General features: G+C 46.1%; 27 protein-coding genes and 3 tRNA genes. 24 read left to right on the top strand and 6 right to left on the bottom strand.

The features are described from left to right. Positions 1 to 17: 17 nt before the first annotated feature. The 14 genes from E2R66_RS13285 (at position 18) to E2R66_RS13350 (ending at position 9,010) form a co-directional block, all read left to right on the top strand. Entirely contained in the window at positions 18 to 2,018 is a 2,001-nt protein-coding gene (locus E2R66_RS13285; RefSeq protein ID WP_133231598.1) for a type IV secretory system conjugative DNA transfer family protein, read from the top strand. Beyond that, positions 2,015 to 2,434, top strand: a complete 420-nt coding sequence (locus tag E2R66_RS13290; RefSeq protein WP_133231596.1) for a hypothetical protein — start codon at positions 2,015 to 2,017, stop codon at positions 2,432 to 2,434. The genes E2R66_RS13285 and E2R66_RS13290 overlap by 4 nt, the downstream gene beginning before the upstream one ends. A gap of 31 nt (positions 2,435 to 2,465) precedes the next feature. Next, a complete protein-coding gene (locus E2R66_RS13295; RefSeq protein WP_133231594.1) occupies positions 2,466 to 2,873 on the top strand; it encodes a hypothetical protein in 408 nt (135 codons plus the stop codon). Between the two features lie 20 nt (positions 2,874 to 2,893). Then, on the top strand, positions 2,894 to 3,301 hold the full coding sequence (locus E2R66_RS13300; RefSeq protein WP_133231592.1) for a hypothetical protein: 408 nt from the start codon (positions 2,894 to 2,896) through the stop codon (positions 3,299 to 3,301). Then, a complete protein-coding gene (locus E2R66_RS13305; RefSeq protein ID WP_133231590.1) occupies positions 3,298 to 3,762 on the top strand; it encodes a M23 family metallopeptidase in 465 nt (154 codons plus the stop codon). The genes E2R66_RS13300 and E2R66_RS13305 overlap by 4 nt, the downstream gene beginning before the upstream one ends. Next, positions 3,719 to 4,894 (top strand): zincin-like metallopeptidase domain-containing protein, encoded by a 1,176-nt coding sequence (locus E2R66_RS13310; RefSeq protein ID WP_133231588.1) that lies wholly within the window; start codon positions 3,719 to 3,721, stop codon positions 4,892 to 4,894. The genes E2R66_RS13305 and E2R66_RS13310 overlap by 44 nt, the downstream gene beginning before the upstream one ends. 1 nt (position 4,895) lies before the next feature. Further along, on the top strand, positions 4,896 to 5,669 hold the full coding sequence (locus E2R66_RS13315) for a DUF4099 domain-containing protein (RefSeq protein ID WP_133231586.1): 774 nt from the start codon (positions 4,896 to 4,898) through the stop codon (positions 5,667 to 5,669). Further along, a complete protein-coding gene (locus tag E2R66_RS13320) occupies positions 5,666 to 6,256 on the top strand; it encodes a hypothetical protein (protein ID WP_133231584.1) in 591 nt (196 codons plus the stop codon). Before E2R66_RS13315 ends, E2R66_RS13320 begins: the two co-directional genes overlap by 4 nt. Before the next feature lie 14 nt (positions 6,257 to 6,270). Beyond that, positions 6,271 to 6,591 carry a DUF1281 family ferredoxin-like fold protein gene (locus tag E2R66_RS13325; RefSeq protein WP_133231582.1) on the top strand — a complete coding sequence of 107 codons (321 nt, stop codon included), beginning with the start codon at positions 6,271 to 6,273 and terminating at the stop codon, positions 6,589 to 6,591. A 26-nt stretch (positions 6,592 to 6,617) separates the two neighbouring features. Further along, positions 6,618 to 6,842: a hypothetical protein gene (locus E2R66_RS13330; RefSeq protein ID WP_133231580.1), complete on the top strand. Its 225-nt coding sequence runs from the start codon at positions 6,618 to 6,620 to the stop codon at positions 6,840 to 6,842. A 47-nt stretch (positions 6,843 to 6,889) separates the two neighbouring features. After that, positions 6,890 to 7,348, top strand: a complete 459-nt coding sequence (locus tag E2R66_RS13335) for a PH domain-containing protein (protein ID WP_133231578.1) — start codon at positions 6,890 to 6,892, stop codon at positions 7,346 to 7,348. A 55-nt stretch (positions 7,349 to 7,403) separates the two neighbouring features. Beyond that, positions 7,404 to 7,688, top strand: coding sequence for a hypothetical protein (locus E2R66_RS13340; protein WP_133231576.1), 285 nt, complete (start codon positions 7,404 to 7,406; stop codon positions 7,686 to 7,688). A gap of 146 nt (positions 7,689 to 7,834) precedes the next feature. Continuing rightward, positions 7,835 to 8,638: a hypothetical protein gene (locus E2R66_RS13345; RefSeq protein ID WP_133231574.1), complete on the top strand. Its 804-nt coding sequence runs from the start codon at positions 7,835 to 7,837 to the stop codon at positions 8,636 to 8,638. Positions 8,639 to 8,665: 27 nt separating this feature from the next. Continuing rightward, positions 8,666 to 9,010 carry a helix-turn-helix domain-containing protein gene (locus E2R66_RS13350; protein WP_133231572.1) on the top strand — a complete coding sequence of 115 codons (345 nt, stop codon included), beginning with the start codon at positions 8,666 to 8,668 and terminating at the stop codon, positions 9,008 to 9,010. Between the two features lie 262 nt (positions 9,011 to 9,272). Here E2R66_RS13350 and E2R66_RS13355 read toward each other — a convergent pair whose 3' ends face one another. The 4 genes from E2R66_RS13355 to E2R66_RS13370 form a co-directional block, all read right to left on the bottom strand. Beyond that, a complete protein-coding gene (locus E2R66_RS13355) occupies positions 9,273 to 10,574 on the bottom strand; it encodes a site-specific integrase (RefSeq protein WP_133231570.1) in 1,302 nt (433 codons plus the stop codon). Positions 10,575 to 10,874: 300 nt separating this feature from the next. Beyond that, a tRNA-Lys gene (locus E2R66_RS13360) sits at positions 10,875 to 10,947 on the bottom strand. A gap of 132 nt (positions 10,948 to 11,079) precedes the next feature. Next, positions 11,080 to 12,099 carry a WD40/YVTN/BNR-like repeat-containing protein gene (locus E2R66_RS13365; protein ID WP_133231568.1) on the bottom strand — a complete coding sequence of 340 codons (1,020 nt, stop codon included), beginning with the start codon at positions 12,097 to 12,099 and terminating at the stop codon, positions 11,080 to 11,082. Further along, complete coding sequence (locus E2R66_RS13370) at positions 12,096 to 12,533, bottom strand: DUF2147 domain-containing protein (RefSeq protein WP_192901973.1); 438 nt, start codon at positions 12,531 to 12,533, stop codon at positions 12,096 to 12,098. The genes E2R66_RS13365 and E2R66_RS13370 overlap by 4 nt, the downstream gene beginning before the upstream one ends. A 169-nt stretch (positions 12,534 to 12,702) precedes the next feature. Here E2R66_RS13370 and E2R66_RS13375 point away from each other — a divergent pair. The 10 genes from E2R66_RS13375 (at position 12,703) to E2R66_RS13420 (ending at position 21,662) form a co-directional block, all read left to right on the top strand. Continuing rightward, positions 12,703 to 12,786, top strand: a tRNA-Leu gene (locus tag E2R66_RS13375). A gap of 252 nt (positions 12,787 to 13,038) precedes the next feature. Beyond that, positions 13,039 to 13,122, top strand: a tRNA-Leu gene (locus E2R66_RS13380). 144 nt (positions 13,123 to 13,266) lie between these two features. Beyond that, positions 13,267 to 13,521, top strand: coding sequence for a GIY-YIG nuclease family protein (locus E2R66_RS13385; protein ID WP_133231566.1), 255 nt, complete (start codon positions 13,267 to 13,269; stop codon positions 13,519 to 13,521). 621 nt (positions 13,522 to 14,142) lie between these two features. After that, on the top strand, positions 14,143 to 15,486 hold the full coding sequence (locus E2R66_RS13390) for a TolC family protein (protein WP_133231564.1): 1,344 nt from the start codon (positions 14,143 to 14,145) through the stop codon (positions 15,484 to 15,486). A 10-nt stretch (positions 15,487 to 15,496) separates the two neighbouring features. Beyond that, positions 15,497 to 16,603, top strand: coding sequence for an efflux RND transporter periplasmic adaptor subunit (locus E2R66_RS13395; RefSeq protein WP_133231562.1), 1,107 nt, complete (start codon positions 15,497 to 15,499; stop codon positions 16,601 to 16,603). 4 nt (positions 16,604 to 16,607) lie between these two features. Continuing rightward, positions 16,608 to 19,826 (top strand): efflux RND transporter permease subunit, encoded by a 3,219-nt coding sequence (locus E2R66_RS13400; protein ID WP_133231560.1) that lies wholly within the window; start codon positions 16,608 to 16,610, stop codon positions 19,824 to 19,826. Positions 19,827 to 20,154: 328 nt separating this feature from the next. After that, a complete protein-coding gene (locus E2R66_RS13405) occupies positions 20,155 to 20,340 on the top strand; it encodes a YgaP family membrane protein (RefSeq protein WP_192901974.1) in 186 nt (61 codons plus the stop codon). 19 nt (positions 20,341 to 20,359) lie between these two features. Then, a complete protein-coding gene (locus E2R66_RS13410; RefSeq protein WP_133231556.1) occupies positions 20,360 to 20,668 on the top strand; it encodes a rhodanese-like domain-containing protein in 309 nt (102 codons plus the stop codon). Between the two features lie 9 nt (positions 20,669 to 20,677). Further along, positions 20,678 to 21,313 (top strand): Crp/Fnr family transcriptional regulator, encoded by a 636-nt coding sequence (locus E2R66_RS13415; protein WP_133231554.1) that lies wholly within the window; start codon positions 20,678 to 20,680, stop codon positions 21,311 to 21,313. Between the two features lie 133 nt (positions 21,314 to 21,446). Then, on the top strand, positions 21,447 to 21,662 hold the full coding sequence (locus E2R66_RS13420) for a YgaP family membrane protein (protein ID WP_133231552.1): 216 nt from the start codon (positions 21,447 to 21,449) through the stop codon (positions 21,660 to 21,662). Positions 21,663 to 21,792: 130 nt separating this feature from the next. Here E2R66_RS13420 and E2R66_RS13425 read toward each other — a convergent pair whose 3' ends face one another. Beyond that, positions 21,793 to 25,044 carry a glycosyl hydrolase gene (locus E2R66_RS13425; protein WP_133231550.1) on the bottom strand — a complete coding sequence of 1,084 codons (3,252 nt, stop codon included), beginning with the start codon at positions 25,042 to 25,044 and terminating at the stop codon, positions 21,793 to 21,795. Between the two features lie 126 nt (positions 25,045 to 25,170). Then, positions 25,171 to 25,773 carry a DUF1684 domain-containing protein gene (locus E2R66_RS13430; protein ID WP_133231548.1) on the bottom strand — a complete coding sequence of 201 codons (603 nt, stop codon included), beginning with the start codon at positions 25,771 to 25,773 and terminating at the stop codon, positions 25,171 to 25,173. Between the last annotated feature and the right edge of the window lie 48 nt (positions 25,774 to 25,821).

The following is a 25,821-nucleotide window of genomic DNA, read 5'->3' on the forward strand; positions in this document are numbered from 1 at the left end:
ATTTCAATACGTTTATTATGGAAGAAACCAGAGAGCAACAAAAGCTTCACGGCTTCTTGCAATGCCTCATATACCTTTCCATCGGTTTAGAAGCGGCCATATTTATTTACCACGATGCCCCTTTCTGGGGCATTTTTTTTACCCCGCTTGACCGGATCGGCCGCTTAATTATTTATTCCAGCCTGGTCTACAGCAAGCTTGCAACGTTTGGACTCATCTGCCTGGTTAGTATCGGTACGCTGGCAAAAAAGAAAACAGACCTCGACCTTAAAAAACATATCGTCTACCCGCTTGCACTCGGTCTGTTATTATTTTTTGGCTGCCTTGTTTTTGCGGGTCGTGCCTCCCCGTTAGCGTTCGCTTATACGAGCTGGTATAACCTGCTTTACATGGCCTGCTCCTTTACAGGAGCTATCCTGGTGAGCCTTTCTATGGACAATATCTCCAAGTTTATCCGCTCCGGACTCGGTAAGGATAAATGGAATACGGAAGCGGAAAGTTTTATGCAGCCGGTTAAAAAACTGGAAACGCCCTACTCGGTAAACATCCCGATGCTCTTTTATTTTAAGGGCAAGGTCTGGAAAGGCTGGGTCAATATCTGCAATGTTTTCCGAGGCACGATGGTGATCGGTACGCCGGGCAGCGGCAAGAGTTTTTCGGTCGTTAACCCTTTTATCCGCCAATTAATTGCCAAAGAATTTGCGGTTTGCCTTTATGATTTCAAGTTTCCCGACCTCGGCCAAATCGCTTATTACCATTATTTGTTGGCCAAGCAGAACGGCAAACTAAAAGGTTTCGCCTTTCATGTGATCAACCTTAATGATATCGAGAAGAGCCGCCGCATCAATCCCTGGAAAGCGGACTATATCAAATCGCTGGCCGATGCGGCAGAAACTGCCGAGGCATTGGTGGAAGCTTTGAAAAAGGGTGACCGCTCAGGCGGCAGCGACCAGTTTTTTACGCAATCTGCTATTAACTTCCTGGCATCATGTGTCTATTTCATGAGCAAGTATAAGGGAGGCATTTATTCCAGTTTTCCGCATGTACTGGCGTTGCTGAACCATTCCTATGAGGATATTTTTAACGCGCTCACCTCTGAACCAGAACTGCGGTCGTTATTGTCGCCGTTCATGACGGCTTACAATGCGAAAGCAACCGACCAATTAGAGGGGCAGATTGGTACTTTAAAGATATTTATCAGCCGTTTGGCCACCAAGGAAACTTATTGGGTTTTCTCGGGCAATGATTTCGACCTGAAAATATCTGACAGGGAAAAGCCCGGCATGCTGGTATTGGCAAATGATCCCAATACGCAAAACATCAATTCAGCTTGCTATTCCATTATCATTAACCGGCTGACCAAGCTGATCAATACCAAAGGCAATTTGCCATCGGCCCTGATCGTGGATGAGGTGCCCACTTTATTCGTCCACCGGGTGGAAAACCTGATAGCAACTGCCAGGTCCAATAAGGTGGCGGTGCTTATGGGGCTTCAGGAATTGCCGCAATTTAACCAGCAATACGGTAAGGATACGGCTGCGACCATCACCGCCGTAGTAGGTAATGTATTATCCGGCTCCGTCAGGAACAAGGAAACTTTGGAATGGCTGGAACGGCTGTTCGGTAAATCGAAACAGATTGGCGAAGGGTTATCCATTGACCGCAACAAAACTTCCACATCATTAAACGAAAAATTAGAAGTATTGATACCAGCCGGAAAAATTGCCTCGCTGAACTCAGGCGAATTGGTTGGTGTCATCGCCGCAGATGCCCAGGAAAAGTTTACCGGACAGTTTGATACTTCTGCCATCAATTGCCGGATAAACCTGGACATAGAGGCGATCAAACATGAGGAAAAAGGCTTTAAGCAGCTGCCGGTTTATTATGATTTTGGTGGCAAACAGGAGGATAGGCTTCGACAGAACTTCAACCTCATCACCCAGCAGATCCAGGAAATGGTCTTATCCTTTAAACCGCAGGCCGCCGCAACACCCGCTAAAGCAACGATGAAGAAATGAACGAAGATCCAAACGAGGTACAGCTGCCCGCCCATGTACTGGTACATCCTGAACTGACAAATGACCCGGCAAACAAACAAGGTGAGATCGGTTTTATAACCGCCGCCATTTTGAATACGGATGAATTTTATATTGGTTTCGATGATTCCGAGGTGGGGTTTTATGGCGCGGATGCTTTACTCATGTTAAAAGACCCTGAACAGCTTTACGAGTATATCGATCAGAACTTTGGGAAACTTTCCACCAGGGACTTTAAGGACCTCAAAAATATTGTTTTGCTGCAATTGCATGGCACGGAAAAACATACCCGTGCCGCACTGGAGCTGGTTCAGAAAAACAATGGCATCCGCGATGCCGCAACGATGGGCTTAGACAACTTCCTCGGACTGAGCCAACAAAAGGGGTTGAAAAGGTAGACCCCGTTTATCCACCAATTATTAAAGCATAATGATCAAAGCGGAAGAAACCACCGGCTTAATGGTCATGGTGAGTCCGGTTCTCTGGACTTCTGACTATGCCGGTAAGCTTGGGCTCATCGAATTTGCCGACTACAGCCGGGATGAAATTTGGGTAGGTTTTGAGGATGAGGAAGAACTCTGTTTTAGTTCAAAAACCTTATTCATCCTCAAACCACCGAAGGAATTGAAAGCATTGGCCGAAAATAGAAATGGGGCCTTATGGCAACCCGTACCTCAAAATCTGCAGGCCATCGCCTGGTTGCAAAACACCGGGTCAGCAAAACAGCTAAAGAAAGCCTTTGAGCTATTACAGGATGATCCCGAACTACACCGCTGGGCCACCGTCCGGCTGAATGAAGCCGTAGACCTTGACCCGGCGCGAAAAATAGGCAGGTAAAATCTTAAACAAAAAATATCATGGACAACAAAAATTTAACCGGAACCATCGTTTTGGTTCAGCCGGATATGGAGAACGGCACCGATGAAAAACGGGGGCATATAGGCGTGCTGACGCTGCCCTTTTCAAGAAATGAAAACTACGTGCGCTTCCCGGAAGGAAACGAAGCATTTTATCCCGCCCACCAAGTTTTGATGTTAAAGGATAAACAAGAGGTAATTAATGACCTGACCAATAATGGCTCTTCCATGTCCATTGATGATTTCAAGGCGATGTACAAGATCATGCTCTTACAGGACAGGGGCACGAGTCAATCCCTGTATTCCGCGTTGGCTATTGCCAACGACCATCCGGGGGTTCAGGAACGGGTACTGGAACCGATCAGCCCGGCACAAAAAATGGAGCTGGTCCAAACCTACGGCCGGTGAACTGGCTGATCAGCGTTTGTTTGGTCTGCCTCCCGCTGAAAAACCTGAAGATCAACAGTGATTACGGTTACCGTATCCACCCGGTCACGGGCAGATACTCCATGCATGAAGGCCTTGATTTTAGGGCGCGTTCGGACACTGTATTTGCAATTCTAAACGGTGTGGTCAGATCCGCCGGGTACGATGACAGGTTAGGCATCAATATCTGTCTTTCACATGGCGAGATTGAATCTGTTTACGGTCACCTCAGCAAAATTCTGGTAGGTGTGCAAGACAGCGTAACTGCTGGCGAAGCCATTGGCATCACCGGCGCTACCGGCAGGGTAACCGGGGAGCACCTGCACTTCGGTATCCGTTACCGCCACCAATATATAAATCCAATTAAATTTTTATACCAACTGCTAATTAAAAACGAAAATGAGCAAAAACTTCAAAGCACTTCCCGCCCAGCTTTCAGATAAGCTGGCCGCGGAGATCAGGGAGGGTAACTCCTTATTTCAAAAACCGGTAAAAGACAACGGCCTGCCGGCCTTTGTTAAACCGATCAACCCCACCACAGGCAAAAGCTACAGCGCCATGAATACGCTGATCCTGGGGATGCAACGACATGACGACCCGCGCTGGATGTCAGCCGACGCCGCCCGCTATGCCGGCAACTGGGTTAAAAAGGATGAAAAGGGAACCATGATCGAGTTTCCCAAAACCAGCGATATCCAGGCGATCCGCACCGCTGACGGCCAGCGCATCAAGGATGGAGCCGGTGTCACCCAAACTAAAACGGTGGAATTTGAAAAGCCGCAGCGCAGCCAGGCCTTTTTGTTTAATGCCGAACAGCTGAAGGACATTATGCCCCTGGATGAATTTCTTGCCAAACAGAACGAGGCCCAAACCTTATCACCAATAGAGCGGGCGGCTAAACTGATCGAGGACAGCAAAGCGGTTATTATCCATGGCGGCCAGGAAGCTTATTATGATAAACAGCGGGACGCGATCTTCCTGCCGGAAATGGAATCCTTTGAAAATGAAACCAAATACTACCAGGCAGCCATCCATCAACTGGCCCACTGGACAGGCCATGAAAGCCGCCTGAAACGACCGATGGAGGGCAAGTTCGGTTCGCTGGATTATTCCCGCGAGGAAATGCGCGCAGCCGTGGCAGCGATACTGATCGGCGGTGATCTGAAGATCGGCCATAATTTCGGGCAGCATGCTGCGTACATGAGCAATTTCGTCAAAATATTAAAGGACGAGCCCTTTGAGATCACCAAGGTTTCCAGGGATGCCCAAAAGATCGCCAACCTGTTATTAGGCAATAACCAGAAACGGGAACAAAAGCAAGGCGCCGAGCAGCAGGGGTTTAAGGTGGGCGATGAGATCGCCTATTTGGACACCACCTACAAGGTATTGGAAACCAAAAATAAAAGCGTTAAGGTGGAGGACGCTGACGGCAACCGCAAGGTATTGCAGCCCAACTACGGCCTTCACAAGTCCCTGCTCGAAGCCAAATATAACCCGCGTGAACGGGAGATTGGCGAGGAGCAGGAAAACGGGTTGGTAGAGGAACAGGAAAACACCCATAAAATAGGACGTTAAAATGAACCTGGTCAATTTCCATGAAGATGAGCTTCCAATCAAGGATATGGAAACCATCGGGCTGGCCGCAGGTGGCCAGCTTTTGTTAAATGTCGATGACCTGAACGCGCTGCTTTCAGGCCGCCGTACCGGTTTGTTGGAGTTGCAAAACCTCGAAGCTGAAAACATCAAGATCAAATCGCTTAATGCTAAAATTTCACTGCAACATACTGACGAGGGTAAAATGGACTTGCTGATCCACCCGATCTACCGCAAGGCCCAAAGGCCGGAGTTTCTGGACGAGAACGAGGCCGAGAAATTGCAGAAAGGCGAGGTGGCCAATCTCCTGAAGATCACCAAGGATAACCACGGCAACAAAACCGAAATGCTGATAGAATATGATGCCGATACCAAGGAGTTTATCGTGTCCGATACGGAAAAGATCCTTGCCCCGGATATGGTGAACAATGAATTTCTCACCGCCGCCCAAAAGGAAAGTTATCGCAAAGGCCGCGAAGTTGAGATTGCGGACGGCACGAAGTTCAGCTACTCCGCCGTAGACCACCACGGCATCCGCGCCAATAAATTGGCACTGGTCGCCTCAATCCTGATGGATGGCGGCTTGTCCTATGTGGTCTATAAAGGGCTGAATGCCTTGTTTAATACGAAGCGTGACGAAAAGGCCGCCGCGAAATTAAGCCCCGGTTACCACCAGGCGATGAAGGATGTCGAAAACCAGCGCGCCTTTATACCCGAAGTGGAGTTTAACAGCCGCAGCCGGTCGGCAGGACGATGAATGAATTACTAAAAAGGCTTGGTGTTTCCCCGGAGATCCAGGCCTTTTTCAGTCTTTCGGCTGACCTTACCTTCAATTACGGTGATGATGTAGAGGAATTTGACGAAGCGTTTCACCGGGTTCCGACCACCCAGAACCTTTGGGTGGCAGGGGCTGAACAGGCTGATCATATTATCATTACCTATTCTGCTATGGAGGCAGTTGCCTTTCTGTGTTTCAACAGGCATCGTTACCCGAACTTAGGACAGCTGGCATTTATCGCTATCGGAAATAAACTTCATCCAGAGCAGGTAACCTGGATCAGGCAAACCTACCCTGGGGCAAAGTTCACAATGGTTTTCGGTCGTCAAATGATCGATCAAATCACTGCGATCAAACTGGCCGCCGGTATTAAAAAATTTCCGGTACAGGTTTACTATGAAAATAATCGTGTCATAATCCTGCACTATAATGTCCAGCGGGTGTTCGATGCTGAACGGCTAAGCCTTCATGCCTTCCAGGAAACATTCGGCTTACGCCCGCGGTTCAGAACGGGTAAGCCAATTCAAGCCCTGACGTTTTTAGACCAGCTCAAAAATAACCTTTAAACTAAATTAAAATTATGGCTAATTGGTGTCACAACGGCGTTCGCTTTACCGGCGAACCCGAAAAGGTTGCCGCGATAATGGCTTTTATGGAACATACGCGGGAACAACAGGAAGAGCATCACAATTACGAATTGCCCGATTATATCGATGCGAAGAATAAGGGAATGGTTGAAATTTATGCCAAAGGGGATGAAGTCCACTTCAGATCAGCTTGGGAACCCACCCTGAAAGCCTTATGCCAGATCGCAGATCACTACGGGGTCGGCTACGTCAATAAATTTGAAGAACCCGGCATGTTCGTTTATGGTAAGGTTTATTACCATGAAGGGAATTAAACGGGGTTCGCCTTACCCATGCAGATTTGGCTAAGGTTAGCTATGATGAAGAGCGTCAGGTTTTCAGCTATGATGGAAATGAATTTGATGATGATTTTACGATCATCTACGGCATTTTTGAAAAGCAGATAGCCGATTTTGAGGCCGCGCATCCGGAGATGGTTCCCGCAAAGTTAAAGGCACAAACAAATTCCATTGAACCTCCCGAGGAAAAACCCGAGCTACAAATTAAAAAGGGTTTTAAACGATAAGGCTCAAAGATCAATTTACCATTTTGTTTACCATAACACTTACTATTATGAGCGATACACAAGAAATCCTTTTAAAGCCAGCCATGCGCTTTGCCTTTTTAAAGGCCTTACCGCTAATCCTGCTGGCCATCATCTTTTTATTGCTGGCCTGGTGGCTATCCCCATATTTTATCCTGTTCAGCCTTGGCGTATGTGCGATGGCCTGCTACAGGTTGCTATATATCCGTAGTTTTAAATACGAGATAACGGCGGATTATATTCTGCTGACCCAAGGTATTTTCTTTAAGCGGATCGACCAGGTAGAGATGTTTAGGGTCAAAGATTACATAATTACACAGTCGTTTGTACTTCAGATATGCAGGCTAATGTACCTGACTTTAAAAAGCACCGACCCGGAAAATCCAACGATACAATTTCGTGGAATACCTGAATCCAATCTCGTTGAAACCATCAGGGAAAGGGTATTAGCAGCCCGAAAAAACAACAATATTTACGAATTAAATTAATATTTCGCTTGGAATGTACTAATATAGTTAGTAATTTTAAATTCAATTTACCGTTATGAAAGCCATCGTTCGAAACATACTATTGGCCTGTGTAATTTCCATGTTCGCTTTTTTCGGTGCAGTAGCCAGGAAGCATACAAAACAGGAGATGACCGCGGAGCAAAAAGTAGAAGCCAGGAAAGAAACGCTCACCTGTTTATCAGTAGCCTTTTTAGCCTGTGGCTTATGCGCATGGCGCTGCACAATACTCTACAGAAGGATAAATATCGAACGTGAAAATCAACGCAGGTTTAATGAATATTTGCGCAGTTCGGCCTTTAGAAGGCAGTATCAGAATTAATTATTAATTTGCATTTATCGCGGGCACTCGTCCGCAATTGTGATAAGGTTTAGGTAGAAAAGCCCCGAAGCGAAAAGCCAGGGGCTTTTCGTTTTAATGCCGCCTGAAGGGATTCCTACGTCCCAAAATTCAATAAAATAACCATTATGAAAATTTCAGAACAACCGCTGTTTGAGTCCACAGGGACTATAACTGCTGAAGAGCTAATTTCGCTTTATGGCCCAATGCTCAAAGGCGATCTGGTCTTAAAGCTGGCTGAACATAAAAATTTTAACGCGGCCCGTGAACAGTTCAATACTTGGAATGAAGGATTAATAATTGAAACAGCAAACCTATTAGATCAGGATTACCGCCATACGGAGCAGCTCTATAAAACAAAGGATAAATACTTGGCGGTAACATTCCTGAAAGCCCTACTCAATGAATGGGAGGAAGACAGGCAGGAAAAAATAAGGTTCCGAATGGAAGATCCTATTCAGCAACAGAAGGCCGCTGAATTGCTTAAAATCCGGTTAGCTGGCAAACTGCCTCATATCGATCTTGCTGGAACTGACTTCACGGTGGATTGGCGTTTAAAGGAAATGCGGGAAACCGAGTTGCCCTGGAAAAATATCAGCTTTGACGATTTGGAAATGGACGACTACGGTGACAATTACCTATGTTTCTTTGATACGGAAACACATGAACTTTACATGCCGCCCGGAAATTTATTGAGATTGCCAGATAATGTTGTGGTTTTAGAAATTCCGAACGAAGTCAAACTTGACCCGGTTGCGGTTGCTCGCCAATACGGATCAGACATAAACGAGTTACTGAAAGAACATCCCATTCAGGAAACCTTAAAAGCTAAACTTTGGCCGCTAAGCGAGTCGGGCCTGCCAGAAATTATTGAAAATAATATTCGTATGCAGGAACAGGCCGACGACAAACAACGCAAGCGCGGCAGATAGGGAGCTTCTCGCTCCACCTGCTTTCTCATGAAATACTACTGTCATTCTGCCGGTAGTTTGAAAGTAGCATTTCTAAATGCATTTCTCATGCCCAACGATAATCGTAATCAACTGGTTACCATTGCCGATCTGGAAGAATTTCAATCACAGATCATTGCATCCGTTAAAGAATTAATAAAACAAACCAGCGGGCCTAAAAAATGGCTAAAGTCATCTGAAGTTAGGAAATTGATCGGCATGTCTTCTGGAAAGCTGCATGCAATAAGGGAGGCCGGTTTAATTGCCTTTACCCGAATTGGTGGTAATATATATTATGATCCCGATGATGTCTATAAATTGTTTGAAGAAAACAAGGTGCTGAACAATGACTAAAGAAATTACTGGAAAAGGTTCCTCAGTTCCACCTACAAAAGAACATGTACTAATTTACTTTTCACAAAAAGATGCCCCGAAATCTGCTGCGGTCGATTTTTATGATTATTTCCACGCCAGGAATTGGAACAACAAACGAAATCGAAAAATGATAAATTGGAAATGCATGGCGTGGATATGGATTTTAAACCTTACATAGTAAAATAGGTAGCTGCTCATATTTTGTGAACAGCTACCATATTTGATTGTATTAACCCGAACCTCAACTGGCAATTTTTCTTAATTGACCATCCTCAGTAAACACAATTCCTTTTACCCGTGCCAGGGTCTTACTGATCTTACTTCTCTTCACTTTTGCATACCTCTGAGTCGTTCTTATAGTTTTATGGCCCAGCATTTTGCTTACCTCTTCTAACGTAAACTCCATAATATTCAACATAATATCGGCAAATGTGTGCCTCGCTAAATGTGTATTTAACTCCCTGTTAATGCCGCAAATAATCGCAAGTTCTTTTAAAAATCCATTGTACCGTTGATTTGAATTTACAGGAACAAGCTGCCCCATAGTCAGCCTGCAACTGTGACTCTTATACTTTTCAATAATCTCCTCAATAATAGGCAGAATCGGGACGGCCTCGCTAACACCGGTTTTTCCCCGATCCTTCACAAGCCACCTTTCTCCGGCTATACCAACCTTAATAATATTTTCTGGCGTCAGACCATAAACATCCTGAAAGGCATAGCCTGTAAAACATTGAAATATAAAGGCGTCCCGAACCTCTGCCAGTCGCTGGATGGTAATTTTCTTAGTCCAAATGGCTTCTACTTCAAAATATTCAAGCGGCGGTACATCAGTTTCGTCGCCGCCGCATTTAAACTTAATAATTGGATTTTTACCTATCCAGTTACTGGTTTCTGCAAAGGTTAATATTTCCTTCAAATTCTTAATCTGTTTTTTTGCAGCGGCTTCTCCAATTACTTTTTCTCTGTCTATCGTCAGATAATTATAGAATTTTACGGCAAAGGAATATTCGACTGAGGATAGATCCATGTCCTTTAATTGAAATTGGTTAACTAAAAATTCTTCAATTTTTTTCCTTGTTGCATTCCACTGTTTTAACGTTTCAGGCGACCTGAGCTTCTTTTCGACCATCTTTTTAAAATTGGCGATGTGAAGATCTGTAACTTGTAACAAGGAAGGGACAATTTCAAACTCAGGCTTTGGCGTCTTTTTTGGCAATTTTGCCGGCAAGCCCTTGTAGACATTTTTCACCATTAACGGTGTGATATTTTCATACTGGTTTTGAAGTGTTTGAAAATGTCGTGTAAGATCTACGGTTACCTCGCTGATCTTTAGATTTGTTTTCTTTTCGTTTGAGCCGCTACCTTTAGCTTTTTTGTTTTCAATGTCCCAGTTCTTTAAGTGGACTTTCATTCCAATACCCAGCTCTTCGGGTTCCTCACCCTCAATAGTGATTCTGCAAATAACAGGCGCTAACCCATTAGCGTCTGCCTTAGATTTACGATGCCAGAATAGCAACGTTAATTTTTGATGGTTTTTCATTTCAATGAACTTTGGTGAACAATCTGTTTAGCGGGATTCCGAAAACCTAATTGTTGCCCTAAACCATTGTCGTACAATATCATAAATGCCTCAATGGTGCCCCAAAGATAAACCGACTGGTGCCCAATTGAAATAGGGCACCATTTGATTTGATCCGATTTGATTTAAAATGATTAGCTTATTTTTTGGCAGAATTTCCAAAAAAGCTTAAAAAATGCGTTTTAAACAGAAAAGGCGCATTTTCATGCGCCTTTCTACTCTAAAAACAGATGAGAGCTTCTGGTATTTTTTGCTCTCCAGTGATCCCGCTGGGATTCGAACCCAGGACCCCAACATTAAAAGTGTTATGCTCTACCAGCTGAGCTACGGAATCATCCTTTTCAACTTTTTCGCTACTGTCAGCGCTTCGTTTTAAAGTGGTGCAAATATACGCCGATTTTATATTGCCTGCAAGTGTATTTTAAATTTATTTTCAAGTAAAAAATAAGCCTTTCATTATCAGTTATTAAGGCGTGTAAATTCCTATTTTACCCCTGTCGCCCGCAAATAAAACAAGCGTCCCCTTCTTTGCCTTCCGGCAAACGTTGTAACTTTTGTCGTCAATTTTAATCCAGGATCTACCACTATTAGTGGTAATACAACTTCCGGGTGTACCCGTGGAAATAAAAATATCGTCTTTTAAATACTCTACAGATGATTGAAAACCCGTCGGGCCAGTCACGGGGATATTTGATTGATAAGCGGCTGTTCCCTCCGGAAGCAAGTATGCAACCGAGTCTGTTCGGGCGTCTTTCGCGTAATTACCGCCCACCACAATGGTTTGATTTTTGCCCGTTGCTAATGAAAATGCCCCCATACTTTGGCTACCGTTAGTAAGCGGCAGGGGCTTAGCCACCCAAACCATTTTACCAACAGGCGACATGAGTAAGCGGCTATTGCTGCCCCCCGTTACTATAGCCATCAGGCTGCCGGTTATTCGCAGGCAGGTGCCACTTGCAGCGAAAGCCGCTTCACCTTTTAAAGCAGCAGGGGCATTGGCCATTTCGTTCCAGGTTTCGCCGCCGTCTTTGGTTTCCAGCAATAAAAACTTGCCGTTTATCGGGTCGCCCATAATAAAGCCGTGCTTTTTATTAGCAAAATCCATGGCATCTAAAAAGTAAGCACTATCGGTTTTACGGTACTTCTCCTGCCAGGTGGCACCACCATCGGTGGTTTTTAATATTACTGCGGGGGTTCCGGAACTCATGATTACCGCCTCTTTTGCAGAGAAAGCCTCGATATCTCTAAAGTCGAATTTCTCATAACCCTTGAGCTGCTGCCATGCCCAGGTTTTACCGCCATCATTGCTTATAGCCACATTGCCGCCACTTCCACTTACCCAGGCGATGTTATCATCTACCACAGACAATCCCCTCATGCTGGTGCGCCGCTCTTGCTGTACCAATTTGATGCTTTGAGCTTTTACAGTGGTGCCGATAAACAGCAATGCCGGCAATACGGCGCAGATAATAGTTTTCAATTTCATTTTACACGTGCCCAGTTTTCGCTCCTCCCAAATAAGGAAATGCCAATATAGCCACGAATTTTCAAAACATCGCCTTTAAGCGTCATTTTACAGCTATAAGTTTTGCCCGATTTAGGGTCGTAGATCGTGCCATCCTCATACACATCATCGCCGTCGAATGTAAAATCCTTCAACAACTCAATGCCCAGTTTGGGGCGCGACTGCAAAGCCTTATCCGGGTTCAGCGCATCCAGCTTGGGGTTACCGTTGGCATGATTAGGTTCTTTCATCCAGGCCAGCTTGCCGTAGTACTTATCTCCTTTTTTATAAATAAGCACCTGCCCCTCGCCGCTGGGGTTTATCCATTTGCCTAAAATGGCATCGGCTTTTTGGGCGGATGCCGTAAACGCGCATGCTACTATAAGCAGCAACGCTACACAAGTTTTTTTGATCATAGAATTTTATAATTGGTTATGCCGAAGGTAGCTTTTACAGCTGTAAATGCAAAACGCAGCTTATTTTGCATTTATTTTTATTTGGATGCGCTAAAGCATTATATTTGCAGCCCGCAATAGCTGTATGGCCGCAAGCCGGCAGCTATTAAAGGAAAAATCGTTCTATAATGCCCGGATGGCGAAATTGGTAAACGTTGCGGTCTCAGAAGCCGTTGAGAATTGTCTCTTGAGAGTTCGAGTCTCTCTTCGGGCACATCCATTATTAGATATGAGTATTGAGATGTGAGATATGAGATTTTTCTCAGCTCTCACATCTTTTTAGGTTTAAGGAAAAGGTTGATTTAGTATGCGTTGTCTCACATCTCACATCTCATATCTAACATCTCAAATCTTTTTTACAATGCCCAGGTGGCGAACCTGCCTGCCGGCAGGCAGGATTGGTAGACGCACCATCTTGAGGTGGTGGCATTCGTAAGGATGTAATAAAATGGTTCTTTAAATTAATGCCCAGGTGGCGAAATTGGTAGACGCACCATCTTGAGGGGGTGGCATTCGTAAGGATGTACGAGTTCGAATCTCGTTCTGGGCACACTTATTATACGAGCCTGCCTGTCGGCAGACAGGTTCGAATCTCGTTCTGGGCACACTTAAAAAAACACTTTCAGATTCTCGTTGAGAATTGCTTAAAGCGGGTTCGATTCTCTCTTCGGTCACACTTAACACATTTTCTTTCATGTTTCTCGTGTACGCTATCAGCAGCCTAACCAGAAATTACATTTATGTCGGCCTATCATCGGATATCGAACGAAGAATTTCCGACCACAATAATGGCTACAATAAAACGACGAAGCCGTATAAACCATTCAAGACAATATTATTGGAGGAGTATCCGACAAGAACTGAAGCAAGGCATCGGGAAAAATACTTAAAGTCGGGCGTGGGGAAAGCTTATTTAAAAAAACTATTATCTAATGATAATGTCTTTTAAAACCATCTTGAGGGAGTGACATTCGTAAGGATGTACGAGCCTGCCTGTCGGCAGACAGGTTCGAATCTCGTTCTAGGCACAATTATTATACGAGCCTGCCTGTCGGCAGACAGGTTCGAATCTCGTTCCGGGCACACTTATTATACGAGCCTGCCTGTTGGCAGACAGCTTCTAATCTCGTTCCGGGCACTTCAAAAACGGCTATATCAGCTAAACACCAAATCTATCTTCAATATTCCATAAGTAGCAGTTAACTTTTATTCTCCATTGTTGGGTCCCTGGGTTCGGGTCGCAGCGAGATTACTCAAAACGCCTCTCTAACAATTTAGAGGGGCGTTTTGAGTAGTTATGAGATGGGGTTGTAGGGAGCCATATTAGAACCGTTCGGCACAATCCACTGCAAAATTCCAGATTTGGCCGTATCAGAGCCGGGTGAGCCGGTATACCTGCGGTTTCGTTTGGAAAGAAGCAGATCTGCTTTATTAATGTTGGGCCATTTTTATCTGATTAGGCTTAAATTTATTACCTGTGTCGCTAATTGTGCGGTACGCTTACCGTAGGTAACAAATGTTACCGTTTTACTTTTTTGCCGAAACTACTTTTGTTTCAAATAAAAAGTAGATGAACAGCACCAAGCATTTTTTAAGACTACTCGCCTTGGCGGTTATCGCCAACATCGGTTTGTTTTCGGCAGCGCGGGCGCAGCAAAATGCCAAAAATATAAGCCTGAACGAAGCCATAACAGCGGTCTTAGCCAATAATAGCAATATTCAACTGGCCAAGCTGGATGGAGGTATCGCTGCGGCTAATTACCGGCAAACCGATGCCATATTCCTGCCGCAGGCCGATCTTTCCTATACCGCCATGAGCACCAATAACCAGCTCAATGCCTTCGGTTTCAAACTACAGCAGGGTGCTATCACCCAAAATGATTTTACTCCCACCTTATTGAACCATCCCCCTGCAACAAACAATTTCATGGCGCAGCTGGAGGTAAAACAGCCGCTGCTCAATATCGATATGCTGTATATGCGCAAAGGCACTGAAAAGCAAACCGAAGTTTACCGTTATAAAACCCAGCGCACCCAGGAGTATATGACTTTTGAAACCACGAAAGCCTACATGCAATTGCAGCTGGCTTATAAGGCGGTGAAAGTATTGACAGATGCCGCGAGTACAGCAAAATCTGTATATAAATATACTGATGACCGTTTCAAACAGGGGCTTATCCAGAAGTCAGACCTGCTGAATGCGCAGGTTCACGTTACCTCACTTGAAAGCAGCCTGGCGAAAGCGCAAAGCAATATCCGTAACGCGTCAGATTACTTAAGCTTGTTGATGGGACAACCCACGGGGACGATTTATGAGGTCAGTAATGAACCGCAACCGAGTTTGCTGGCTACCGACAGCACACAAAAAGTATTTGCCAACCGGTCGGATTTTATGGCCATGCAAAAAGCAATAGATGCTTCCGGGCTGATGATCAAATCCAGCCGAATGAGTTACCTGCCCAGGCTGAATGCATTTGGCAACTACCAGTACAACGACAACCATCTAACCGGATTCGGCACCAACGCTTATATGGTTGGCATTCAGTTGTCCTGGAACCTGTTTAACGGCAATAAAACCAAACATGTGATTGCCACCCAAAAACTGGAACGGGATAAATTGGCCATACAGCTGGCCCAACAAAAAGACCAAAGCCAGTTGGAACTGAATAAAGCTTACCGCGACCTTTCCGATGCCGGGTTCGAGATTATTCAGGACAAATTGGCTATTGATCAGGCCAACGAGGCACTGCGCATCTTACAGAACCGTTACCAGCAGGGCCTGGTTAATACTACCGATGTATTGAATGCCGAAACCCAATTATCCCAATTGAAATTCTCGCTGGCCCAGGCGCAGTTTACTGCCGATGTAACTAGCGCCTACATCCAATTTTTAACAACAACCACCACTAAATAACCGAACAGCTATGAACTTTCCTATCCATACAAACAAGGCCTTGCAACTTTTTACCGGCCTGGGCTTACTAATTATCAGTTCCTGTTCATCTAATGAAAAAAAGGAAGCCCAAACGGGTGTAGATAGTGCAGTATTGGTTACTGTAAGCCAGCCTGCTGCAGATGTTAAGCAGGGATTAACCGTAAGCGGACAGGTAGAGGCGGGCCAGGCCGCCAACATCAGCACCCGTGTTATGGGTTATATCACCAGCATTAATGTGAAGGTGGGCGACCGGGTGAGCAAAGGGCAGATACTTGCAACGATAAGCAATGATGATATACTGGCAAAGCGCGCCCAAGCAGACGCACTGATTGCACAGGCGGAGGCCGCCTTTCGAAATGCGCAAAGAGACTACGAACGTTTCACCGCATTATATAAACAGCAAAGTGCCTCGGCCAAGGAGCTGGATAATATTACGCTACAATATAGTTCGGCAAAAGCGGGCCTGGAAGCCGCGAAGCAGCAACGTAATGAAGTAAACGCGATGCTTAACTACACCCGTTTAACCGCGCCTTTTGCCGGAACAATTACCCAAAAAATGATGGACGCAGGCAGTATGGCCAACCCCGGAATGCCGCTACTGGTCATTGAACAAACCGGTAGCTACCAGGTGAGCGCGTCAGTGCCTGAAAGCGAGATTAGTTTAATACACACAGGCGCATTGGTAACGGTAAATATCGACGCTATCCATAAAGTGATCAATGGCAAAATTTCGCAGGTCAGCCAGTCTTCCGAGAACAGTGGCGGACAGTATCTCATTAAAATAAATATCCCGGATAATGAAAAGCAAGGCTTGTTTGCGGGCATGTACGCTAATGTAAGTATCCCTGTTGCCAGAGGCATTAAAGCAACAACCGGCGATCAGGTGATGGTACCGATATCAGCCATTCTATATAAAGACCAGTTAACCGGCTTATACACCATCGGCAGTAACCATACCGCCTTGCTGCGCTGGGTAAGGCTGGGCAAAACCGAGGGTAACCAGGTAGAAGTATTAAGCGGGCTGGCTGGGAACGAACAATTCATCCTCAGCGCAGAAGGCAGGTTATATAACGGTGTGGCGGTTAAAATTAAATAAAGACATGAAAGACGGATTTGCAGGAAACATAGCGAAGGCATTCATACAGTCGAAATTAACGATACTGTTGATGCTTGCCTTTTTACTCATTGGCGGTTACAGCACGTTCTTAATTCCGCGTGAGGAAGAACCACAGATACAGGTACCCATGGCCGATATTTTTATCGGCTATCCCGGCGCATCGCCAAAAGATGTAGAAACCAAAGTTGCCGCACCTATAGAGAAAATGATCTCGAACATCAAAGGCGTAGAATACGTGTATTCTACCTCGATGCAGGGCCAGGCGATGGTGATCGTGCAGTTTAATGTAGGCGAAGACGTGGAGCGTTCTTTAGTGAAGCTATACAGCGAGCTGATGAAGAATATGGATAAAATGCCGCAGGGCGTTACGCTGCCATTGATCAAAACCAGGGCCATTGATGATGTGCCAGTATTGGGCCTAACCCTTTGGAGCGACAAATACGACGATTACCAGTTGAAACAGATGGGTCAGGAACTGGCAAATGAGGTAAAAAAGATAAATGATGTATCGGATGTCAACATCATAGGCGGCCGTAACCGCGAGGTGAAAGTGCTGCTGGATAAAAACAAGATGGCAGAAAATCATGTCGACTTTTTATCGCTGAGCAAACAGATACAGGGCAGCAATATACAATTGCCCGGTGGTACGCTGCTGCAAAAAGATACCGCATTCGCCGTAGAGACCGGCAACTTCCTGGCCTCTTCAGACGATGTGGGCAACCTGGTGGTGGGCATTAACCAGCGGGAGCCGGTTTACCTGAAACAGATTGCCAAAGTAGAAGATGGCGCCGAAACGCCCAACCAATATGTGCTATTTGGTTATGGTAAAGCAAATGCAGCAAATTTAAAGGAATTTAAATCCAATTACCCGGCTATCACACTGTCCATAGCCAAAAAGAAAGGCGCGGACGCTATGAAATTATCGGAACAGATACTGGCGAAAGTGGACCATCTGAAAAGTAGCCTTTTACCGAACGATGTGCAGCTGACCGTTACCCGTAACTATGGTGAAAGCGCTTCTAACAAGGTAGGCGAATTACTGCTCCACCTGTTTATTGCCATTGTGGTGGTGACTGCGTTTGTGATGTTGGCCATGGGCTGGCGCGGTGGGTTGGTGGTGTTTTTATCGGTGCCTGTAACCTTTGCCCTTACGCTATTTGCCTATTACTTTATGCATTATACGCTTAACCGCATTACGCTCTTCGCGTTGGTATTTATAACGGGTATCGTGGTAGATGATTCCATCATCATCGCAGAAAATATGCACCGGCATTTTAAAATGAAAAAACTGCCGCCATTGCAGGCCGCTTTATATGCCATTAATGAAGTGGGGAATCCCACTATCCTGGCAACATTTACCGTTATAGCGGCCGTATTGCCTATGGCCTTTGTATCCGGCATGATGGGGCCTTATATGAGCCCTATGCCCATCGGTGCCTCCATTGCAATGATCTTATCACTTATCGTCGCTTTAACTTTAACACCGTATCTAGGTTATATCTTTCTGCGCGAAAAAGAAAATCATGGGATTGCTCATGAAGAAAACAAACCTAAATTACTGGAAGAAACCCGCATCTATAAAATATACCGCGCCTCTATCCAGCCCTTGCTTGAAACCCGCTGGAAACGCTGGACATTTATCCTGAGTACAGTGGTGATCCTGTTTGCATCGCTATCGATGTTTTACACCAAAGCGGTTGCCGTAAAAATGCTGCCCTTTGATAACAAGAATGAGTTCCAGGTGGTAATTGATATGCCGGAAGGTACTACGCTGGAGAAAACGCAGGCGGTAGCCAAAGATATCGGTTCATACGTTGCCAGACAATCATTGGTCAGGAACTATGAAACCTATATCGCCACTTCCGCACCAATCAGTTTTAACGGTTTGGTAAGACATTACGACTTGCGAAGAGGCGATAATGTAGCCGATATACAGGTGAACCTCGTGGATAAAAAAGACCGGAGCATCCAAAGTCACGGTATCGCCAAGGAAATGCGCGGGCCAATACAGGCCATCGCAGCAAAATATCATGCCAACGCAAAGATCGTGGAGGTGCCGCCTGGTCCACCTGTGCTATCAACCTTAGTGGCTGAAATCTATGGCCCTGATTACGATCAGCAGATCAAGGTAGCCGGGCAGGTAAAGGAATTGATGAACAAAACTTCCAATGTGGTGGATGTGGACTGGCTGGTAGAAGACGACCAGCCGGAATATCACATTGAAGTGAACAAAGAAAAAGCCATGCGTTATGGCATCGCCACTGCGCAGATTGCCGCAACGGTTAACGCCGGTTTATCCGGCATGCCGGTGGGTAACATCTCCCAGCCCGCCGCTTATAACCAGACCGCCATCAAACTGCAATTGAGCGATGCGGATAAAAGCAGTATGGACGATGTGTTGAATTTAAAGGTGATGGGTATGCAGGGGAATCCCGTACCGGTAAAAGACCTGGTTACGGTAACCCGTCAGACTAAACCAAAAAGCATCTACCGGAAAAATCAAAAGGAAGTAGTTTATGTGCTGGGCGATATGGCCGGCGACCTGGAAAGCCCTTCTTATGCAATCTCAGGTGTGTCTGATCATTTAAAAACGGTAAGCGTTCCCAAAGGGTTCTCGCTGAAAGAGGAATACACCCATCAACCGGAACTGGAAGATAACTACAGCCTGAAATGGGATGGCGAATGGCAGATCACTTTTGAAGTGTTCCGCGACCTGGGCATCGCCTTCGCAGTGGTGATTATTATGATCTATATACTTATCGTAGGCTGGTTCCAGAATTTCACGGTACCACTGGTAATGCTCGCCGCTATACCGCTATCGCTCATCGGCATCGTATTGGGACACTGGATGCTGCACGCCTATTTTACCGCAACTTCCATGATCGGGTTTATCGCCCTCGCCGGGGTGATGGTGCGTAATTCCATCTTACTTATCGACTTTATCAATATACGGCTGGATGAAGGTATCCCGCTTAAGCAAGCCATCATTGAGGCCGGGGCGGTTCGTACAACACCGATTTTATTGACCGCAGGGGCAGTGGCCTTAGGCGCGGTGATCATTTTGTTCGACCCGATCTTCCAGGGCCTTGCCATCTCACTGATGGGGGGCACCATCACTTCCACCTTCCTTACTTCAATCGTAGTGCCGCTGCTTTATTTCAAAATGATGCGCAAAACTGAGTTGACCCCTAAAAAAAGCTAAATCATGAAAGTACTGATCGTAACCTACCTGAAAGAATACCTGGCTGATATCGCCCGGATCTTTAAACAATGCAACATTGACGTGTTCAACACCAGCTAAATCACTGGGCACCGGAATAGCGCCGCGGCTAAGCTGCTGGATGACTGGTTTGCCAGCGGCGGAGAAGATGCTGACTCGATGATGATCTTCACTTTTACGCCAGCAGCAAATGCCGAAAAGGGCCTTGAACTGATCAGAATTTATAACGAAACACTCGGGGAGCGTTTTCCGGTACGGGCGATTATCATGCCTGTGGAAGAAGCAGTTTAAACTTTAAAACCATACCATTATGAAAGAACGAATCGTACGCGCCGTTGCCGGCACCATGGTGCTGATCAGCATCGCTTTAGCATTCACGGTTAATATCAACTGGCTTTGGCTGGGTGCCTTTGTCGGCTTTAATTTATTACAATCTGCTTTTACCAGATTCTGCCCGCTGGAACTGATTTTAAATGCGGCAGGCGTTAAAAACTAATCTATCTAAAAAAAAGAATATGAATTTCTTCAGACAATTATTTGGCGGTTCATCTGCGGTCGATTTGGAAAGCCTGATAAAAGAAGGCGCTTTTATAGTAGATGTTCGCACCCCTGGTGAGTACGCGGGCGGGCATGCCAAAGGTGCCGTCAATATCCCTTTGGATCAGTTGCCGAAGCAACTTGCAAAGTTTAAGCATAAACAAAATATCATCGTTTGCTGCCAAAGCGGCGGCAGAAGCGGACAGGCTAAAACTATATTTGAGAAGAATGGCTTTGGCAATGTCACCAATGGTGGCAGCTGGAATAATGTGGCACAATACTGCTAACTTAGCTGCATGGATGAATCGGTTAATTTAGCTTTCCAATTTGAACCTGCGCTGATCGAAGAAATTGAGGCCTTTGGTGAGTTACGTTCATTTAAGGATGGCGAACTCATTATGGACTACGGAAAATATATCCGCATGATGCCGCTTGTGGTAAAAGGCACCCTAAAAGTCTTAAAAAAAGACGATAACGGTAACGAAATATTGTTATACTACCTATCCAGCAGCGAAACCTGTTCTATGGCTTATAGCTGTTGCCTGGAAGAAAAGAAGAGTGTAGTGAAAGCCATTGCAGAAGGCGACCTCCAGATTATTGCCATCCCGCATAACAAGCTGGATGAATGGCTGTGTAAATATCCGAGTTGGAAAAATTATATCATGCGGAGCTTTAACGAGCGCTTTTCAGAACTGTTAAAATCCATTGAAAGCATCGCATTTCATAAACTGGACGACCGGCTGATTGCTTATCTGAAAGAAAAGAAACGTTTATCGGGTTCCAGCCTCGTCAAAGCCTCCCATTACCAAATTGCCGATGAACTGGCCACCTCCCGCGTGGTTATATCGCGACTATTGAAGATCCTGGAAAATAACGGCAAGATCTTATTATATCGCAACGAGATCAAATTACTGCAGGGCTTCGATGCTTAAGCGTTCCTGATTTGCTTTTATACACCCGGCCCCTCTGCTATTTAAGCAATGAGACCAAGATCACTTTCTTGTGTAACATATGTTACCGACGCCCGCATAGATAACTGGTAATTTTAGTAAAAAAATTAAAATTATGAAAAAGAACATGGGTGGCCTCGATCGTGGGCTAAGGGTCCTTGCTGCGGTCGCAATAGCCGTATTATATTACACAGGTGTGCTGTCAGGCACATTGGCCATTATACTGCTTGTTTTGGCAAGTGTGTTTATTCTGACCAGCTTTATCAGCTTTTGCCCTTTGTATTATCCTTTTAAGATCAACACACGCAACGATGACGTTAGCTCTAAATAGATAGCAAGTGATATTACAAGCTATGTGATGCGATATTGTTATGTACCGAAAAACACATCATTTGCCAACGATCTCCAACAATGCTTAACATCGTCGGTTTAAAGCTTTTTACGGCTATTAGTTTACAACTCTAATACTTAATCACATCTAGCTTCACCGGCCCTAATAAGCCTGATTGTTGCAAACCATCGTGCGCGCCCGGGCCGAACAATACGGATGTAGGCCGTGTGCCGGCGGGCATCAGCGCATCGCCTATCAATCGGTTAACCCAATTGTTCACTACTTTTATCTCGAGTTTATTCAAGCCGGGTTTTATGGCGCGGGTTATATCTACCCGGTAGGGCAGAGTCCAAACCCCGCCTGATTCTACGCCGTTTACAAATACTTTGGCGATCGATCTGGCTAAGCCCAAATCAATGATATACTTGCTTCCGGTTTGTATTTTGCCGACATCGAAGGTGGTACGATAATAAGCCGTACCGGAGTAATATTTGATGCTATCGTTGGTGTTTTTAGCCCAATCTGTAAGCGTATCGAACTTTACCGGCATTGCAGGGCCACGCATGTTTTTGTTGAAGCTTACCAGCCAGGGTTGGTTGATGCCTATCGTATGCAGCGGCCTGGGGTAATTCTGCCTGGTAGTATCGCCTTGCTTGCCCGGCTTCCTGAAGATGATAAACGCACTTTCCAGCGGCGCTAATTGCAGCGGCACCGCCGTAATCGCCCCGGTTTGATGATAAGCCGGCAGGCTACGCATGGTGCCTGATGTAGCATCCCAAAGTTCGGGCACTTTGCCTTTGATGCGGAATGCTGCCCCTATTTTTACGGGAACATCTTTCTGGTTGGATACGAAGTACAAGTCGCCTTCTTTTAGTTGCCGATGGATAAATAAAACATCGTCACTGCCGGTGGCCTTAAAATCGGGGATTACCTTAATCATATTTAAGGCCTGCTGCATATCCATGCCGCTTATTACCATGCCTTTGCCATAATGGTTAACCTTTATTTTAACGCCATCAATTTTACCCCAAAGCTTGGTCGCCATGGTTTGTACCTGTTTATCTGCGGCAGGGTAACCCTTCAAACTTGGCGACCGCAGCGGCTTCGGTCCCAGCACTACTGCACCCTGTTGCACCAGTTCTTTTATTTTGGCCAACAGTTCCGGGCGCATGGTTTCCAGTTTCGGCAAAACCAAAATACCGTAGCTGATGCCGTTAGGCAAGTTGAGCCTGCCATTCTTTACGGTGAGCTTTTGCCTGATCACTTCGCCGTTAATGTAATCGAAGGAGTAACCTTTGGGCAATGCAGGGTCTGTTACGCCCGTCATTTTAGGAGCGTCCTCGCCAATAAAATATGCTGCATCAGCTACGTACTGACCTTGCTGCAGCATCATGTTGCAACGTTTTAGGTACTGTAGCAGCACGTCAATATCAAAAAACCAGGTATTCAGCCGGTTAAACTCCATACCGAACCAGGCAGTTAAGCCCGGCAAGGTATCTGCCGGCTGCGATATATATACGTGCAATAAAGAATTGTTTATCCCCTCGGTGAAGAAGCGGTCGCCGCGTTTTTTAAACATAGCGGGGTAACGCCCAAAAGGTGCGCCCGCTGCGGTGAACGATTCCGCAGATACTTTAATCTTCCCATAAATATGTGCCGAGGAGGAGGCTGCACGGTTTTCTATATCGCCAAGGTCGCCTTCGCTCCAAAACTCGCCCCCGATCTCGTCAGATTGCCCTCCATATTGCAAAAACTCGCCGGGGTAACCCCAATGCCCATAATTCTCCAGCCAGGTGGTTAAGCCGTTCTTGTGGCTTATCTCGCGCAGCCCGCCCACGTATTTGTATGACACATCATCGGCAATCAGCCGCCGCAAATCCCACAGGAAACGGTCGGCCATATCTGTGTTGCCAACCACTTTGCCCTGCAATACGGGCAAATAGGGCGTTGGGTCGTAATTGTAGGCTTGTTTAAATTCGGCAATCAGGTTATCCGTCCAGTTTTGGCTGCCGGTTTCGTAGCTATCCTCCACCACCACTTTCCAGGTTTTGCGGTCCTCTGCCGGTATGCGTTTCAATATCTCGCCCATAAAAGCGTTGAAGTGAGCCGTAACGTGTTCCGTGCTCATCTTGTCCACTTCCAGCCCCCGGCCTTCCGGCGGTGCAGGCGCGTTGGTAACCGTGGTGGGCGCCATCCCGGTACGCTCTATTATCCAATTGCCGGCGGGTACCTGCCAGCTAAGCGTGCCATCTGCGGCCATGGCGGCAGATATATCCTGAACTTTGTTAGGGTCTATGGCGTATGCGTTTGCGTCGTTTGGCTGCAAGGGCCATTGATAAGCCGTCCAGAACGGATGCGGCGTAGGCCACATTTTGGCCAGTGTTTTTTCCAGGTAGCTTTCTACCACCGGCATTGCCGAGAATTTCAATCCCGTTAGCCCCGAATTGCCCGACACCCTGGTAAACACTATTCTGAAATTGGTGGCCGCTGTTGCAGGCACCGAAATGGTTGCGGGGCCATAGGGCGTAAACCCTGTGTTGAGTTCGGGGTTGGTGCGGTCTATTTCAAAATGCTTTAGGGTTACGTAATTGCCGTTGGTTTTGGCTTGCACATCCCCCACCAGGTACACGGGCTGCCTGGTGGTGTTGATAACCACACTGCGAAGGGTATAAGCCGTTTCCGCATTCACGTCTACCGAAAATTTGGCCCCCTCTTTAAGCCTGATGCCGGTATGTTCGTTATCGTCGAATAAATTATTGAGGGAATCTATAGCGGGAATTGATACCATTTGCGGCTTTAGGGCGCTGATATCTGCCGCATAATCGGCCGCTACGGGGTAGGCTATTACCTTCACATCCTGAAAATCGGCCTTCGGCTTTACCAACTGCTGTTTCAGCAATACCGGCCCTTTAACCATTATTTGCGACGAGGTAAGATAGCGCATGGCCTGCTGTGGCTTAACCCATGGCCCGCCCGATTGGCTCCAGCCCGGGCTGTTGAAAATACCTATCTGGATATTGAGCCGGGTGGCGGTTTTGAGGGCCGTGTGCAGGATATCCCACCAATCATCAGAAAACATCTTCACTTTGCCATCGGGAACATTATCAAGACCAATGTTGCCGATGAATGCCCGGTTGATGCCTACCTTTTTCATGGCCTCTAAATCTTTTATAACGCCTTCCCTGGAGATGTTGCCTGATATCCAATACCAGTAGACACTTGTCTGCACCGAATCAGGGATGGTGGCAAAACCAGTCTGGAGTGCCTTAAAGCTATTTGAAAAGTATGGAGCTGGCTTGCGGGCTTTAATAGTTTGGGCCTGGGTTACGGTGGCGGCAATTGCCAAAAATGTTATAAAACAGCAGGTTTTTTTGAAGGACATGGGTAGCATAATAAATAGCCGGGAGGCATTGCCCGGCTATTTAAATGCTGAAATTACAAAAACCTAAGTGATTGCAAAACTTTTTGCTAAAACGATTAAGCTTTTCGTTGAAAATATACTTTCAACTCAATGTCCAACCTCTTTGGCGTACTTCTTTTCGCCTGCGGCAATGGCTACCTGCAACTGGTTTTCGTCTGGTGGCTTGGGGCATGAGTAGCCGCCGGCAAAGGCGCAATAAGGGTTGTAAGCCTTATTGAAATCGATGACAACGGTGCCGTTTTTAAAGTCGCCTTCGCGCAGGTCTATGTACCTGCCGCCGCCATAGGTTTCGTGGCCGTTGGTGCCATCGGTAAAGGGCATGAACAGGTAATCGGCGTAGGCCGGAATTTTAGCCAGGGCGGGGCTGCGGTAAACCGAAAGCGTAACCTGTTTACCGTGCACCGTCATATTCAACACCGCATATTTTACGTATTCGCTCCCTGCTCCTGCAAAAGCGGGTATCACGAACTTAGCCGGGTTGATCACCAGCTGCGCCTTAGCCACTACTTTATATGTGCTATCGGCATCATAAAAGCGCAGGTATTGCAGGTCCTCTTTTTTCAAGGGCGAACTTTTATCCTCCAAAAAATCAGCCATGTACTTTTGGCGGTAAGCCGTAATCACGGCATTATGGTTTTGCCCGAAAGCGAAGCTTGTAGAAAGCAGGAGTAACATCAATAAGTATCTCATTTTTAAGTCTTAAGTCAAATGTCTTGAGCCGGAAGTCTTGGTGTTGCG

It is taken from the genome of Mucilaginibacter psychrotolerans (assembly GCF_004519315.1).
Taxonomy (GTDB): domain Bacteria; phylum Bacteroidota; class Bacteroidia; order Sphingobacteriales; family Sphingobacteriaceae; genus Mucilaginibacter; species Mucilaginibacter psychrotolerans.

What these genes read in the sequence shown, in the direction of transcription:
- E2R66_RS13335 (WP_133231578.1), top strand. Translation starts at nt 6,890, where the DNA reads ATGAGCGATACACAAGAAATCCTTTTAAAGCCAGCCATGCGCTTTGCC.
- E2R66_RS13410 (WP_133231556.1), top strand. Translation starts at nt 20,360, where the DNA reads ATGAATTTCTTCAGACAATTATTTGGCGGTTCATCTGCGGTCGATTTG.
- E2R66_RS13325 (WP_133231582.1), top strand. Translation starts at nt 6,271, where the DNA reads ATGGCTAATTGGTGTCACAACGGCGTTCGCTTTACCGGCGAACCCGAA.
- E2R66_RS13415 (WP_133231554.1), top strand. Translation starts at nt 20,678, where the DNA reads ATGGATGAATCGGTTAATTTAGCTTTCCAATTTGAACCTGCGCTGATC.
- E2R66_RS13370 (WP_192901973.1), bottom strand. Translation starts at nt 12,533, where the DNA reads ATGATCAAAAAAACTTGTGTAGCGTTGCTGCTTATAGTAGCATGCGCG.
- E2R66_RS13420 (WP_133231552.1), top strand. Translation starts at nt 21,447, where the DNA reads ATGAAAAAGAACATGGGTGGCCTCGATCGTGGGCTAAGGGTCCTTGCT.
- E2R66_RS13425 (WP_133231550.1), bottom strand. Translation starts at nt 25,044, where the DNA reads ATGTCCTTCAAAAAAACCTGCTGTTTTATAACATTTTTGGCAATTGCC.
- E2R66_RS13385 (WP_133231566.1), top strand. Translation starts at nt 13,267, where the DNA reads ATGTTTCTCGTGTACGCTATCAGCAGCCTAACCAGAAATTACATTTAT.
- E2R66_RS13405 (WP_192901974.1), top strand. Translation starts at nt 20,155, where the DNA reads ATGAAAGAACGAATCGTACGCGCCGTTGCCGGCACCATGGTGCTGATC.
- E2R66_RS13400 (WP_133231560.1), top strand. Translation starts at nt 16,608, where the DNA reads ATGAAAGACGGATTTGCAGGAAACATAGCGAAGGCATTCATACAGTCG.
- E2R66_RS13285 (WP_133231598.1), top strand. Translation starts at nt 18, where the DNA reads ATGGAAGAAACCAGAGAGCAACAAAAGCTTCACGGCTTCTTGCAATGC.
- E2R66_RS13390 (WP_133231564.1), top strand. Translation starts at nt 14,143, where the DNA reads ATGAACAGCACCAAGCATTTTTTAAGACTACTCGCCTTGGCGGTTATC.
- E2R66_RS13350 (WP_133231572.1), top strand. Translation starts at nt 8,666, where the DNA reads ATGAAATACTACTGTCATTCTGCCGGTAGTTTGAAAGTAGCATTTCTA.
- E2R66_RS13300 (WP_133231592.1), top strand. Translation starts at nt 2,894, where the DNA reads ATGGACAACAAAAATTTAACCGGAACCATCGTTTTGGTTCAGCCGGAT.
- E2R66_RS13395 (WP_133231562.1), top strand. Translation starts at nt 15,497, where the DNA reads ATGAACTTTCCTATCCATACAAACAAGGCCTTGCAACTTTTTACCGGC.
- E2R66_RS13320 (WP_133231584.1), top strand. Translation starts at nt 5,666, where the DNA reads ATGAATGAATTACTAAAAAGGCTTGGTGTTTCCCCGGAGATCCAGGCC.
- E2R66_RS13345 (WP_133231574.1), top strand. Translation starts at nt 7,835, where the DNA reads ATGAAAATTTCAGAACAACCGCTGTTTGAGTCCACAGGGACTATAACT.
- E2R66_RS13315 (WP_133231586.1), top strand. Translation starts at nt 4,896, where the DNA reads ATGAACCTGGTCAATTTCCATGAAGATGAGCTTCCAATCAAGGATATG.
- E2R66_RS13290 (WP_133231596.1), top strand. Translation starts at nt 2,015, where the DNA reads ATGAACGAAGATCCAAACGAGGTACAGCTGCCCGCCCATGTACTGGTA.
- E2R66_RS13310 (WP_133231588.1), top strand. Translation starts at nt 3,719, where the DNA reads ATGAGCAAAAACTTCAAAGCACTTCCCGCCCAGCTTTCAGATAAGCTG.
- E2R66_RS13295 (WP_133231594.1), top strand. Translation starts at nt 2,466, where the DNA reads ATGATCAAAGCGGAAGAAACCACCGGCTTAATGGTCATGGTGAGTCCG.
- E2R66_RS13430 (WP_133231548.1), bottom strand. Translation starts at nt 25,773, where the DNA reads ATGAGATACTTATTGATGTTACTCCTGCTTTCTACAAGCTTCGCTTTC.
- E2R66_RS13365 (WP_133231568.1), bottom strand. Translation starts at nt 12,099, where the DNA reads ATGAAATTGAAAACTATTATCTGCGCCGTATTGCCGGCATTGCTGTTT.
- E2R66_RS13355 (WP_133231570.1), bottom strand. Translation starts at nt 10,574, where the DNA reads ATGAAAAACCATCAAAAATTAACGTTGCTATTCTGGCATCGTAAATCT.
- E2R66_RS13340 (WP_133231576.1), top strand. Translation starts at nt 7,404, where the DNA reads ATGAAAGCCATCGTTCGAAACATACTATTGGCCTGTGTAATTTCCATG.